Annotated in this window: 10 protein-coding genes; 7 read left to right on the forward strand and 3 right to left on the reverse strand. The window is 47.8% G+C overall.

Annotation, left to right across the window (positions count from 1 at the left end; translation table 11 throughout):
* Window positions 1-118: 118 nt before the first annotated feature.
* The 4 genes from AC0QUU_RS03605 to AC0QUU_RS03620 all read left to right on the forward strand — a co-directional run bounded on the left by AC0QUU_RS03605 (window position 119) and on the right by AC0QUU_RS03620 (window position 6122).
* Entirely contained in the window at window positions 119-3592 is a 3474-nt protein-coding gene (locus tag AC0QUU_RS03605; protein WP_474544640.1) for a DNA polymerase III subunit alpha, read from the forward strand.
* A 64-nt stretch (window positions 3593-3656) separates the two neighbouring features.
* The gene (gene pfkA / locus AC0QUU_RS03610; protein WP_474544641.1) at window positions 3657-4676 is read left to right on the forward strand and encodes a 6-phosphofructokinase; all 1020 of its coding nucleotides are present in this window, start codon (window positions 3657-3659) and stop codon (window positions 4674-4676) included.
* Between the two features lie 129 nt (window positions 4677-4805).
* Window positions 4806-5633, forward strand: a complete 828-nt coding sequence (gene murI / locus AC0QUU_RS03615; RefSeq protein ID WP_474544642.1) for a glutamate racemase — start codon at window positions 4806-4808, stop codon at window positions 5631-5633.
* A gap of 3 nt (window positions 5634-5636) precedes the next feature.
* Window positions 5637-6122, forward strand: a complete 486-nt coding sequence (locus tag AC0QUU_RS03620) for a YwiB family protein (protein ID WP_474544644.1) — start codon at window positions 5637-5639, stop codon at window positions 6120-6122.
* Between the two features lie 46 nt (window positions 6123-6168).
* On the opposite strand, the gene AC0QUU_RS03625 is transcribed toward AC0QUU_RS03620, so the two are convergent.
* Window positions 6169-6615 (reverse strand): hypothetical protein, encoded by a 447-nt coding sequence (locus AC0QUU_RS03625; RefSeq protein ID WP_474544645.1) that lies wholly within the window; start codon window positions 6613-6615, stop codon window positions 6169-6171.
* Between the two features lie 197 nt (window positions 6616-6812).
* On the opposite strand from AC0QUU_RS03625, the gene cls reads away from it, so the two are divergent.
* The 3 genes from cls (at window position 6813) to AC0QUU_RS03640 (ending at window position 10413) form a co-directional block, all read left to right on the forward strand.
* Window positions 6813-8288, forward strand: coding sequence for a cardiolipin synthase (gene cls, locus AC0QUU_RS03630; protein WP_474544646.1), 1476 nt, complete (start codon window positions 6813-6815; stop codon window positions 8286-8288).
* A 78-nt stretch (window positions 8289-8366) separates the two neighbouring features.
* Entirely contained in the window at window positions 8367-9485 is a 1119-nt protein-coding gene (locus AC0QUU_RS03635) for a trigger factor (protein WP_474544647.1), read from the forward strand.
* A gap of 58 nt (window positions 9486-9543) precedes the next feature.
* On the forward strand, window positions 9544-10413 hold the full coding sequence (locus AC0QUU_RS03640) for an aldose 1-epimerase family protein (RefSeq protein ID WP_474544649.1): 870 nt from the start codon (window positions 9544-9546) through the stop codon (window positions 10411-10413).
* Between the two features lie 446 nt (window positions 10414-10859).
* Here AC0QUU_RS03640 and AC0QUU_RS03645 read toward each other — a convergent pair whose 3' ends face one another.
* Window positions 10860-11954 carry a putative NPN-dependent ornithine cyclodeaminase gene (locus tag AC0QUU_RS03645; RefSeq protein ID WP_474544650.1) on the reverse strand — a complete coding sequence of 365 codons (1095 nt, stop codon included), beginning with the start codon at window positions 11952-11954 and terminating at the stop codon, window positions 10860-10862.
* Between the two features lie 38 nt (window positions 11955-11992).
* Window positions 11993-13612 (reverse strand): amidohydrolase, encoded by a 1620-nt coding sequence (locus AC0QUU_RS03650; RefSeq protein ID WP_474544651.1) that lies wholly within the window; start codon window positions 13610-13612, stop codon window positions 11993-11995.
* Window positions 13613-13873 lie beyond the last annotated feature (261 nt).

Genomic DNA, 13873 nt, shown 5'->3' on the forward strand with positions numbered 1-13873 from the left:
GGGCAGTTTCCGGAGAGGAAACCGCCCTTTTTTGCATAACAGTTCAGCTGCATATAATATAGCTTCAACAGAGTATACTGAAATACTGCACAGCGGAAGTTTTTATCAGGAGGAACGGATGAGTTTTGTACACTTGCATGTCCATACGGAGTACAGTCTGCTGGACGGATCAAATAAAATAAAAGAATATGTATCCCGGGTCAGGGAGCTTGGAATGAACAGCGCGGCGATTACGGATCACGGAGTAATGTACGGCGTAATTGATTTTTACCGGGAGGCAAAAAAGCAGGGCATCAACCCGATCCTCGGGTGTGAAGTCTATGTGGCCCCAAATTCCAGATTTGACCGGGAAGTGACGGGAGGGGACGACAGGTATTATCATCTGGTCCTGCTGGCGGAAAATAATGAAGGGTATGCCAACCTGATGAAGATTGTTTCAAAGGGATTCGTGGACGGATATTACTACCGGCCCAGAGTAGACAAAGAACTTCTCCGGGAATACCACAGAGGTGTGATTGCCCTGAGCGCATGTCTGGCAGGAGAGGTGCAGAGATATATTGTAAAAGGGCTGTATGAAGAGGCGAAGAAGACAGCACTGGAATACAGAGATATTTTCGGAGAAGGAAATTATTTCCTTGAGCTTCAGGATCATGGAATTCCGGATCAGGCACTGGTAAATCAACAGCTTCTGAAGATGTCAGCGGAGACCGGCATTGAACTTGTGGCTACGAATGATGTTCATTATACCTATGCGGAAGACGCCAAGGCCCATGATATTCTTCTGTGCATTCAGACCGGAAAAAAACTGACAGATGAAAACCGGATGCGTTATGAAGGCGGTCAGTATTATGTGAAATCTCCGGAAGAGATGGAAAAACTGTTCCCCTATGCGCTGCAGGCACTGGACAATACGCAGAAAATAGCAGACCGGTGTCATGTGGAGATTGAGTTTGGTGTGACCAAACTTCCGAAATATGATGTGCCGGACGGCTATACATCCTGGGAATATCTGCAGAAACTCTGCCGGGAGGGGCTGGAAAAACGGTATCCGGATCCGTCAGATGAACTGAAAGAGCGGCTTGATTATGAACTTGGCACCATAAAAAATATGGGATATGTAGACTATTTCCTGATTGTGTGGGACTTCATTAAATATGCCAAGGACCACGGCATTGCTGTAGGTCCGGGCAGAGGTTCGGCGGCCGGAAGTATTGTGTCTTACTGTCTGGGAATCACAACTATTGATCCCATACGGTATCAGCTCCTTTTTGAGCGTTTCCTGAATCCGGAACGTGTCTCCATGCCGGATATTGATGTGGATTTCTGTTTTGAGAGACGGCAGGAAGTTATTGATTATGTTGTGCGTAAATACGGAAAAGACCGGGTGGTTCAGATCGTTACTTTCGGAACACTTGCGGCCCGGGGCGTGATCCGGGATGTGGGTCGGGTCATGGACCTTCCCTATGCGTTTGTGGATTCCATTGCCAAAATGGTTCCCCAGGAACTGAATATAACCATTGATAAAGCGCTGGTGGAGAATCCGGAACTGCGCAGAACCTATGAAACAGATCCTCAGGTGAAAGATCTGATCAATATGGCGAAACGTCTGGAGGGACTTCCAAGACACAGTTCCATGCATGCCGCCGGAGTGGTGATCAGTCAGAAGCCTGTAGATGAATATGTGCCCTTATCCCGGGCGGCCGACGGTTCTATAACCACACAGTTCACCATGACTACCCTGGAAGAACTGGGATTGCTGAAAATGGATTTTCTGGGGCTGCGTACGCTGACAGTGATTCAAAATGCGGTGGAGATGGCCGGAAAAAAAGAGCCGTCTCTTGATATAGAAAAAATCGACTACAACGACCAGGCGGTTTTAAATTATATCGGAACCGGAAAAACAGACGGAATCTTTCAGCTTGAAAGCGCGGGGATGAAGAGCTTCATGAAAGAACTGAAGCCTCACAGTCTGGAGGATATTATAGCCGGTATTTCTCTGTACCGGCCCGGCCCGATGGACTTTATTCCCCAGTACATCCGGGGAAAGAACGATCCGTCTTCCATTACCTATGACTGCCCCCAGCTGGAACCGATTCTCAAACCCACATACGGATGTATCGTGTATCAGGAACAGGTTATGCAGATTGTGCGGGATCTGGCCGGATATACTCTTGGAAGAAGTGATCTGCTACGGCGCGCCATGTCAAAGAAAAAAGGCGATGTAATGCAGAAGGAGCGCCAGATCTTTGTATACGGTGATGAAACGGCAAATGTTCCGGGATGTATCAAAAACGGAATTGATGAGAAGACGGCGAACAAGATATATGATGAAATGATTGATTTCGCGAAATATGCGTTTAACAAATCGCACGCGGCGGCGTATGCTGTTGTAGCATATCAGACTGCGTGGCTGAAATATTATTATCCTGTGGAATTTATGGCTGCGCTTATGACATCCGTGATTGAAAACCCTTCAAAAGTGGCAGAATATATTTACGCCTGCCGGCAGATGAATATCCGCATTCTTCCGCCGGATATTAATAAGGGGGAAGCAGATTTTTCGGTTGACAACGGCAATATCCGGTATGGACTGGCGGCCATTAAGAGCATCGGCAAGCCGGTGATTCAGGCGATTGTACAAGAGAGAAACGCATACGGGACCTACAGAAATCTGGAGGATTTTATTACCCGGCTTTCGGCAAAAGATGTGCTGAATAAAAGGGCCATTGAGAACTTTATCAAAGCAGGCGCTCTGGACACGCTGGGAGGAACAAGAAAACAGTTTATGAGCATTTATGTTCAGATTGTAGATCATGTAAATCAGGAGAAAAAATATTCTATGGCAGGACAGATGAGCCTTTTTGATATGGCTTCCGATGACCAGAAAGAAGAATTCCTGATTCGTCTGCCTGATGTGGGAGAATATTCAAAAGAAAATCTTCTTGCGTTTGAAAAAGAGGTTCTGGGGATATATATCAGCGGGCATCCTCTGGAAGAATATGAAGGGAAATGGCGCAAAATGATTTCAGCTACCACCGCGGATTTTCAGCCGGATGAAGAGACCGGAAGAACGAAAGTCCGGGACGGCGCAAAAGAGATCATAGGCGGGATGATTACAGATAAGACGGTGAAACATACAAAAACGAACCAGATGATGGCCTTTGTCACGGTAGAGGATCTTCTGGGAACCGTTGAGGTTGTGGTTTTTCCCAGAGACTATGAGAAGAACAGGGAGTATCTGGAGCCGGACAGCAAAGTATTTATCCGCGGACGGGTATCTGAGGAAGAGGAAAAGGCCAGCAAGCTGATCTGCGAAAAAGTGATCCCTTTTGAAAGGACAAAAAAGGAGTTGTGGATTCAGTTTCCGGATAAGGCATCTTACCTGGATGAGGAGGAAATTGTATACGGGTATCTGGCGGATTCTGAAGGAGACGACGAGGTTGTGATATACTGCTCGAAAGAACGGGCGGTAAAACGTTTTCCGAAAAACAGAAATATACGGATAAACCCGCAGATTCTGAGCAGATTGATGAATCATTACGGTGAAAGCCGGGTGAAAGTGGTTGAAAAAGCTATTGAAAACCATTTCTAAATAAGGTAGAATAATCTCGGGTTTGGCATTTATCTGATTTTCAGTAGAAAGGTGGGAAAATAAGATGGCAGAAAACAACATGAGTGACAAAGAAAGATATTTGGATGAAATTGAAGACAGCATCCGTACAATAGGAGTTCTTACAAGCGGAGGAGACGCTCCGGGAATGAACGCAGCAATCCGTGCAGTTGTCAGAACAGCGCTTTCACGGGGATTAAAAGTCCGCGGAATCCGCAGAGGCTATCACGGCCTTTTGAAGGAGGAGATCATTGACCTGTCGGCCCGCGACGTATCCGATACAATTCAGCGTGGAGGTACGATTCTTCAGACGGCGCGCTGCCAGTCCATGCGTACAGAGGAAGGACAGCAGAAAGCTGCCGCTATCTGTAAGAAATATGGTATCGATGGTCTGGTTGTTATCGGCGGAGACGGTTCTTTCGCAGGAGCGCAGAAGCTTGCGAACCTTGGGGTAAACACAGTAGGTGTTCCGGGAACCATCGATCTTGATATTGCCTGTACAGATTATACCATCGGTTTTGACACAGCTGTAAATACGGCAATGGAAGCAATTGATAAAGTACGTGACACATCGACCTCACATGAGCGCTGCAGCATCATTGAGGTTATGGGACGTGACGCCGGCTATCTGGCTCTGTGGTGCGGTATCGCGAACGGAGCAGAGCGTATTCTTATGCCGGAGGAGCACGATTACGATGAGTCAGCTATTATCGCTGACATTATGGCCAACAAAAAGCGCGGAAAGAAGAATTATATTATTATCAATGCGGAGGGAATCGGAGATTCAATTAACATGGCAAAAAGAATTGAAGAGGCAACCGGTATTGAAACAAGAGCAACAATTCTCGGACACATGCAGCGCGGCGGAAGCCCTACATGTAAAGACAGAGTTTATGCTTCAATTATGGGGGCCATGGCTGTGGATCTTCTTTGTCAGGGAAAAACAAACCGTGTGGTAGGTTACAAGAACGGTCAGTATGTGGACTTTGATATTGAAGAGGCGCTGGCTATGAAAAAAGCAATTCCGCAGTATCAGTACGATGTTGCGAAGACACTTGCACTGTAATCTGATCTGGTTTAAATTCAAAAAGAAAGCAGAAAAGCGGACCTGTATGTCCGCTTTAAAAAATCCGGAAATACCGGAAAAAAGCCGCATGAGTTTCAGTTAAATGCGGTTTAAAGGAGATTAGAAAACGTGAGTACAGAAAGCAGGAAGACGGCCCCGGTAGGAGTCTTTGATTCCGGGGTGGGCGGCCTGACGGTTGCCAGGGAGATTTCCAGGCAGCTGCCGGATGAAAACATTGTATATTTTGGCGATACTGCCCGTGTGCCCTACGGCAGTAAGTCCCAGAACACCATTATCCGTTTTTCGGAACAGATCATTCGTTTCCTGAAGACAAAACAGGTAAAAGCAATTGTGATTGCCTGTAATACGGCCAGCGCCCTTGCCCTGGACGCGGTGCGTGATGAATTTGACATTCCGATTATGGGCGTAGTTATTCCGGGAGCCAGAGCAGCTGTAGAGGCGACACGAAACCGCAAGGTAGGGGTTGTGGGAACAGACGCTACTGTACAGAGCGGTGTATATACCAGGGTTATCCATGAGATGGCCCCGGACATTACAGTGATTGAGAAAGCATGTCCGCTTTTTGTTCCTTTGGTGGAAGAAGGCTTTAAGGAGCATGTGGTTACGCAGGAAGTAATTGAGTATTATCTGGAGTCTATGAGAAGCACGGATATTGACGCAATGATTCTGGGATGTACCCATTATCCTCTGCTGCGGTCCAAGATCCGCGCATATATGGGGGATAAGATACAGATCGTCAATCCGGCATATGAGACGGCAATGGATCTGAAGAAACTTTTAAGCGAACATGATATGGCGAATGAAGGCGGCGAAGGGAGCCACAGCACTTATTCGTTCTATGTAAGCGACGCGGCGGAAAAATTCCGCAGATTTGCGAATACAGTGATGCCCTTTGACGTGCCGACAACGAATGTGGTGAATATTGAGGAATTTTAAAACATGACAAAGGATGTATTAGTCAGTATTTCCGGGCATCATATTGATATTATGGCGGAGCCGGAAGAAACACCGGAGGCTATGGAATCCGGTCGGGACGCAATTGAAGTAGTAACTCCCGCAAGTTATTACTGTAAAGGCGGCAAACACTATATTATCTACGATGAAGTGCTGGAGGGAATGGCCGGAACGATAAAGAACAGAATTAAGATTACCGGTACGGACAGTGTTGAAATCGTAAAAAGCGGGCTGTCCAGTTCGCATATGATTTTTGAAAAGAACAGAAAAAACCTGACATATTACCGCACGCCATACGGGCAGATGCTGGTAGGGGTAAATACGAGAAACATGGAGGTCAGTGTGGAAGATGACAGAATAAATGTTCAGGTCGATTATGAGCTGGATGTAAATCATGAACCGCTGGCCGACTGTAAGATCAGAATGGATATTGTATCGAAAAACAGCGGAGAGTTTTCAGTCCTGAATTAAAAAATGTTGGAAATCTGTATGCCGAATACAGATTTCCAACATTTTTTTATTTGTTTCTGAAACGTGAGAAAAAGCCTTTTTTCTTTTTCCGGGGAGTTTCGATGGAACCGCCTCTGACACTTTTGATTCCGGTTATGTAAAGACCGCTTACTACGGCTTTGATTTCTTTTTTTACCGGGATTACTTCAAATACACGGCCGTCACACATCAGAGTCATAATTTTCGGTCCGACTTTTGCCTTAACAACGGGAACCTTGGCGCGTCGGAGATACTTTGGCGTGTTTTCCAGAACTACGGCGGGCAGTCCCGCCTCTTTGAGCTTCATTTTCTTTTTATCAATAATCAGCATACTGACGGTCTGAGCAACGGCATCCAGCTGCTCCTGCTGTTCAGCCTGCTTTTTTTCGGCTTTCTTACCCAGAAAATATAACACGATACATGCTACGACTAATATGACAATGATTACGATCATTGCAATCCAGAATGGACTCACAATAAACCCTCCTAAACCTTTAATATTTTGCTGTTATGCTTGTAGTATTGTAACATTGTTTTTTTTGATGTGCAAGTAATTGTGGAATTTTAGGGGTTACTTTTCAACAGGAAAACGAGTATACTGTGTATAGTGGCTTTTTGTATGCCGGCGGTACTGCATGCGGCGGGCCGCATAAAATAAAGGAGTTTTACTATATGGCGGAAACAATTTGGAGCGGAGTGGTGACGGTTTCTGATTTCATTATGGACAATCTGTTCATTATTAACATCTTTCTTTCGCTTATTATTGTGTTCTTTCAGAGAAGATCCCCGCAGACAGTCTGGACCTGGCTTCTTCTGATGTATTTTATACCGATTTTAGGATTTGTTCTCTATCTGGTCATCGGACAGGATTTTCATAAAAGCAGGATGTTCAAGGCAAAAGAAATTGAGGGCGAATTGAAATATGCGGTCCGGAGGCAGGAGGAAACCATATATCACAAAAGGCTGCGCCTGGCCAATCCGGAAATGAACCGGTTTAAGGACCTGATTCTTTATAATCTGGAAGCAGGGGAAGCGGTTCTGACGGATAATAATGATATCCGGATTTATACGGACGGAAAGGCAAAGTTCCGCGCACTCATTGACGAGATGAAACAGGCTCAAAAATACATCCATCTGCAGTATTATATTATCCGTAATGATGAGCTGTGGCAGGAAATAGAAAAGGTTCTTATACAGAAAGCCCGGGAGGGAGTTCAGGTCCGGGTGCTTTTTGACAGTATGGGATGCAGAACCATGCATAACAAAGACTGGAAGAGGCTGGAGGCAGAGGGGATTATGGTAGCGGAGTTTTTCCCGGCTCTTCTGGGAAAGCTTCAGCTTCGCGTAAACTACAGAAATCACAGAAAGATAGTGGTAATCGACGGAAGAATCGGCTTTGTAGGCGGGTTTAACGTGGGCCGGGAGTACCTTGGCCGGGATAAAAAGTTCGGTTACTGGAGGGATACACATTTGTGTATCGAAGGAGCCGCCGTTACATCACTGGCGGTCCGATTTGTGCTGGACTGGAATTATGCCGCAAAAGAAAATCTGTTTCTGGCAGATACACTGTTTGAGCTTCCTGTGTATCTGCGGAAGGGAAGAGACCCGGTGCAGATTATTTCCAGCGGACCGGACTCCCAGATTAAGACGATCCATGACAATTACCTGCGTCTGATTCACAGCGCAAAAGATCATGTATATATTCAGACTCCGTATTTTATACCGGACGAATCCATACTGGATGCCCTGAAAATCGCAAGCAGATCGGGAATTGATGTCCGTATTATGGTTCCGTGTAAACCGGATCATCCTTTTGTTTACTGGGCCACATACTCCTATATCGGAGACATGGTGGCGGCAGGCGCCAAATGTTACGTATATAATAACGGATTCCTTCATGCCAAGACATTGAGTGTAGACGGCATGGTAGCCTGCGTGGGTACGGCAAATATGGATATCCGCAGTTTTGGCCTGAATTTTGAGGTAAATGCTGTGATTTACAGTGAGAGAACCGTGCAGCGGCTGGAAAGCGCTTTTGAAAATGATATGACCCGGTGTACCCATGTGACGAGAAAAGTATATGACGAGAGAAGCCTTGTGATTAAAGCAAAAGAGCAGTTTTCGCGTCTGCTTTCTCCTCTTCTGTAAAAGACAGAGGAAAATCAGACGGTTGAAAATAAAATACAGCGCAAAAAAAATAATACGCGCGGAAAAAGGAGAAGAACAATGAAGAAGAAACTGATTACATTACTTACGGCAGGTGTTCTGGCTGTTTCACTTGCCGGATGCTCGGGAGAGCTGTCAAATGAATATGTGACGGTGAAGCAGTATAAGGGCCTTGAAGTTGCCCAGGTGCTTCCGGAGGACATAACGGATGATGACATTGATTCGGAAATCCAGATCCGTCTGCAGATGTCAGTGAAAGAAGAGACCATTACGGACAGACCGGCTCAGGACGGAGATATGGTAGATATTGATTTCACCGGTACTATAGACGGGGAAGAATTCAGCGGGGGATCGGCAGAGGGATATGCTTTCCAGCTTGGTTCAGGAGCAATGATCGGGGCGACAGATGACTATAAAGGCTTCGAAGAACAGATTGTCGGACACAATACAGGGGATGAATTTGATATTCAGGTTCAATTCCCGGAAGATTATTCGCTGAACCCGGATATGTCCGGCGTTGTTGCGGACTTCCACATTGTGCTGAACAAGATCTACACATCTGAAGTTCCGGAACTGACGGATGAATGGGTGAAGGAAAACAGTGAAGAGTCTGAAACAGTAGATGAATATAAGGAAGAGATCCGCCAGTTCTGCATTGATCAGCTGCTGGCAACTGAAATGCAGGACGTATTTATGGATCAGATAGAAGCAAAGAAGTATCCGGAGGGCGAGGTAGAGGCCCAGATCTCCGACGGGGAGGAGTACTATAATCAGTACGCGGTAAGCGTAGGACTTGATCTGGATACATTTATAGAAAATTATATAGGCATGACAAGGGAAGACTTTGACGCACAGATGAAGGAGAGCGCGCAGAATGTTGTCAAGACGCAGGAGGCAGTAAAACTTCTGGCAGACAAACTGAATCTGGAGCCTTCTGAAGAAGAGTATCAGGAGGGAATGCTCCGTTATGCAGTTATGGCCGGGACAACAGATGTGGAAGCTTATGCAGAATCAGTGGGAGAGGATCTCCTGAAAGATGTAATCCGTCAGGACGCTGTGATGCAGTACCTGGTTGACCAGTGCGTACAGGTAGAACAGACGGACAGCAGTTCCGATGACAGCAGCTCGGAAGACACAGGCTCAGGGAATACTTCTGACTCTGCCGACAGCGCAGAATAGGCGGACAGGCGGAAATACTGCTGACATAATATAAAATTATTTAAAGGAGGAGAACTGTATGAGACTTGAAAATGAAAGATTCTGTGTCGAAATAGCAGAACTGGGAGCAGAGCTGACCCGGATTTACGACAGAAAGACGGAAACAGACATTCTCTGGGAAGGAGATCCGGTATACTGGAAGCGACATTCACCAGTACTTTTTCCAAATGTAGGAAAAACATACAGGAATACAGTGCTTATTAACGGAGTTCAGTATCCGACTGCCCAGCACGGGTTTGCCAGGGACAGTGAATTTCGCTGTATTGCTTCAGGCAGAGAGAAGGCATCATTTCTTCTTGTCTCTACAGAAGATACAAAAGAAGTATATCCCTTTGATTTTGAACTCATGGTTACATATGTTCTGAAAGAAGACAGGATACAGGTAATGTGGGAAGTAAAAAATCCTGCAGATGAAACAATGTATTTTACAATCGGCGGGCATCCGGCGTTCCGTTTCGCGGAGAAGAATGAGAAAAAATCAGATTACCTGCTGTGGTTCCCGGGGAAAGATTCTCTGAATTATATTCTTATTGATCTGCCTCAGGCGGCAGCCGATCCGGATACCGTTTATGAGTTGAAACTGGAAGAAGGGTATGTTCCGGTTACAGAAGAAATGTTTGAAAAAGATGCCATGATCTTTGACGGCGGCCAGATTGAAGAAGTATGGCTGTGCCATAAAGACCGCACTCCCTATGTGGGACTGAAGTGCCAGGGATTCCCCAGCTTCGGCATCTGGTCCGTAAAAGACGCGCCGTTCGTATGCCTGGAACCGTGGATGGGCAGATGCGACGATGTGGGATTCACTTCCGAGCTCTCTGAAAAACATGGTGTAAACAAAGTTGCCGGAGGAGAAAAATTCCAGCAGAGCTATGAAATTCTGATCCGCTGAGATTACAGAATTTATAAACGGCAAAAGGACGCCGGGAAGGCGGGAGTGTGTCGGGAAAGGGCCCGGACTGGTATGGAGTGCTTCTTTTTTCTGTGATCTGCAGCTGACGAAGCTGCTGTTTGTCTGGAGGAACACAGAAAGCGGCGGGATACTGACGGATGGATGCGACCTTCCGGGGGAAGAGGTGGGGGAGGTCGGTGACTTTTGAACGGCTTTAGTAAAACTTAAAACCGGGAATCAGGCGTTAAGATTCACAATGGGACTGTTCGAGCGGTACGCGAGTTGCCATTGTGAATCTTGTTTTAGCCAGATTCCCGGTTGTTAGTTTTACTTAGCCGTGGTAACGGAACCGAACTTCCCCACCTCTTCCCCGGAATACGTAAACATCCACCATGTATCCCGGTGGTTTCGGACGATCTCCACACTACGGCCTCATCAGCCGCAGATTACAGAATCCCCAGTCCTTTGGCTACGATCATGATGAAGTCCTGTACATTGGTTACGATTGTTGTAGCGGCCAGGCTGCCTCTGTCCAGCAGCTTATTTACTACAAATTCGTCGGCGTCTACAGTGTAGAGAAAGACCGGTCGGACTGTACCGTCTTCCAGCACACGGTAGGAGGGAGTCATGTTTCCTGTGGCAATGGTATGAAGCATGGTGGCAAGACAGATTACGGTGGTTGCTTTTTTCACCATGCCGCGCATTGCTGTCTGTCCGGCGTAAGCGTCCCCGATGACTTCCGGCAGAGGACCGTCGTCCCGGATGGAGCCGGTGAGAACAAAGGGAACATTGTTTTTTACACAGCTGTACATGATTCCGTTGTCAATGTTATAGTCTTCAATAAACTGGGCGATGGAGCCGCTTTTGCGCACCCGGTTGATTACATCCAGATGGTTGTAGTGGCCGTTGGGATGGGATCTCTGCGTGTAGATATCCTGCCCCAGAGCCGTGTGGAACATGGAGCCTTCCAGGTCGTGGGTAGCCAGCGCGTTCCCGGCCATGAGACCGTCTACATATCCGTGCTCCACCATGGCCTGCATGGCTCTTCTGGCGTCAGCGTCGAAAGAAAAGGCAGGTCCCATAACCCAGAGAATGTTTCCGTGTTCTCTTTCGTATTTGAGCAGCTCAAAAAGACGGTCGTAATCTCTGGCATAAGAAGTCTCCCTGCTTCGGCCCTGCCGGAAAACGAACTGGTCGCCGTCTGCCTCCTCCGGTGATTCAAATCCGGTGCTGTGCAGGTAGATGCCCTCTTCCCCGTTTTCAGTACGGCCCAGGATCACTTTGTCTCCCTTTTTCAGATTGCGGTTTTCCACCACGTCCAGCTCTCCGCTGTCGCGGAGGACGACACTGGAGTCCATTCGGCTTTCTCTGGCAAGTGTCCAGGTTCCGTTTATTTTAAAATACTCCGGATACATGGAAGTGCTGTGGTAGTTTTCCGGGGCAACGCCGTCGATGGTAACTTCTCCGTATGCGGCATCCGGCGCATTGGCAAATCCGGGATCTGAAAAATCAGGTTCTTTGTAGCGTGGTAATTCAAACATATAAATTTCCTCTTTCCTCTCATTATTTACTGCTGCAGTTATTTTTCGTTCCGGCGGTAAACGCATTCCCCGCCGATATAGGTTTCTTCCACCCGGATCTGATCGATCTTTTCCGGAGGAATATTCAGAATATCATCGCTGAGCACTGCGAAGTCCGCGCGGTATCCGGGAACCAGCATTCCCATGTCCGGGAAACCTGCGGCCTGCGCCGCTCCGGCGGTGTAGAGTCTTACAGCGGTTTCCGCGTCTACGGCCTGATCCCTGCCGCAGTCAGTGCCGTCAGCCGCAGTGCGGGTTACCGCCAGTTTGATGCCCGGGAACGGATCGGAAGGCACGGCCCAGAAAGTGGCCGGGGCATCGGTGGAAAATCCCAGCACAACTCCTTCATCCAGGATATGGCGGATGGGATAGCACCGGCGGGTCCACTCCTGTCCCAGATTGGACAGATAACTTTTACTTTCCGCGTACAGGAAAATGGGCTGTGTTACAAAGGAAATGCCGTGTCCGGCAGCTTTTTTCAGACTGCCGTCTGAGGGATCTGTGGCATGCTCGATTCTGACGTAGGGAATGCCCTCCGGCGTCCATTTTTCCTCCTGGCACGCCCGGTCGATCATCCGGGAAATTGCCCGTCCGCCCATGGCGTGCATGGAGAGCTGACAGTGGTTTTTCCTGCAGAAGGAAACGGCGGATTCCACCAGATTGTCGCTGCATACGGAAATGCCGTATTCCCCGTCTGTGCCGGGGTAAGGCCGGTTCATCCAGGCGGTCCGCCCGGAGACGCTTCCGTCGCCGATCAGCTTCAGACCGGCCGCGAAAATCGAGCGGTTCCGGTCCAGGAGTTCCGGGGGGATATGGAAGTCTTTGTCGTCCGCAAAGAAATCCCACATATAATAGACTCCGACGTGCTGGCGGAACCCTTTTTCTGCCGCCGCCTCATAGATGGGCAGATTATCTTCATGGTCCAGGTTGCCCATATCGCAGATGGCGGTGATTCCCTGGGAGGTGAGAAGACCGCCCAGCTCCAGAAGGTTCTGTACTTTCTGCTCCCGGGACTCAGGGGGCAGCAGGACAGAGATAAGGCTGCGGGCATTTTCCTTGAGAACGCCGGTGGGCTCTCCGTCTTCTCCGCGCTCGATTTCTCCGCCCGGCGGATCCGGTGTGTTCCGGTCAATTCCGGCCAGCTTCAGGGCCATACTGTTGACACAGCAGATATGCGCGCAGGTGCGCAGCATATAGACCGGTGAATCGCTGCATCCCCGGTCCAGGTCATACCGGCTGGGAGAACGCTGTTCCTTCAGGCCGTGTTCGTCGTAGCCCCAGCCGCTGATCCATTCTCCGGGCTTCTGGGTTTCCCGGCGCTTTTTCACAGCTGAGACAAGTTCTTCTATCGAATTGATCGCCGGGGGCATGACTGTGATCTGTTTGCGCATATCCGCCAGCATAACCGGGTGCATATGCGCGTCAATGAATCCCGGGATGACCCGCCTGCCGCCCAGATCTGTGACAGAAGGGCAGGAGGAAAGGGACTCCGGCATTTCTGGCTGTTTTCCGATCCACAGAATGCGGCCGTTTTCTACTGCCATCGCGTCCGCGCAGGGCTGATCACCGGCGGAGGTAAAAATGTTTCCATTTGTAAATAAGTGTCTGTCTGATGACATGATGTTTCACACTCCTTTGATAAAAAGGTATGGCGTTGTACATACCGATGTTATAATCATACCAGAAGTGGAATGATTTGTCAGGATGCGTTTCATTTCCATCCTGAAAATTCGTGAATTTGCGAATGCAGCGGTAGCGGTTATTGCAATTTTACATATTTTTGCAAAATCTTAACAGAAACATTGATAAATTCTGGGGAAAGTGATAACATTAGAATAATTATTCATTAGCAGTTATAATTATAAAAGAACTCCGAATGT

This window comes from Mediterraneibacter sp. HA8405 (assembly GCF_056148955.1).

Excerpts from the sequence above, each read along its gene's own strand:
- AC0QUU_RS03635 (WP_474544647.1), top strand. The coding sequence starts at position 8,367 with ATGAAGAAGAAACTGATTACATTACTTACGGCAGGTGTTCTGGCTGTT.
- pfkA (WP_474544641.1), top strand. The coding sequence starts at position 3,657 with ATGGCAGAAAACAACATGAGTGACAAAGAAAGATATTTGGATGAAATT.
- AC0QUU_RS03650 (WP_474544651.1), bottom strand. The coding sequence starts at position 13,612 with ATGTCATCAGACAGACACTTATTTACAAATGGAAACATTTTTACCTCC.
- AC0QUU_RS03640 (WP_474544649.1), top strand. The coding sequence starts at position 9,544 with ATGAGACTTGAAAATGAAAGATTCTGTGTCGAAATAGCAGAACTGGGA.
- AC0QUU_RS03645 (WP_474544650.1), bottom strand. The coding sequence starts at position 11,954 with ATGTTTGAATTACCACGCTACAAAGAACCTGATTTTTCAGATCCCGGA.
- AC0QUU_RS03620 (WP_474544644.1), top strand. The coding sequence starts at position 5,637 with ATGACAAAGGATGTATTAGTCAGTATTTCCGGGCATCATATTGATATT.
- AC0QUU_RS03605 (WP_474544640.1), top strand. The coding sequence starts at position 119 with ATGAGTTTTGTACACTTGCATGTCCATACGGAGTACAGTCTGCTGGAC.
- cls (WP_474544646.1), top strand. The coding sequence starts at position 6,813 with ATGGCGGAAACAATTTGGAGCGGAGTGGTGACGGTTTCTGATTTCATT.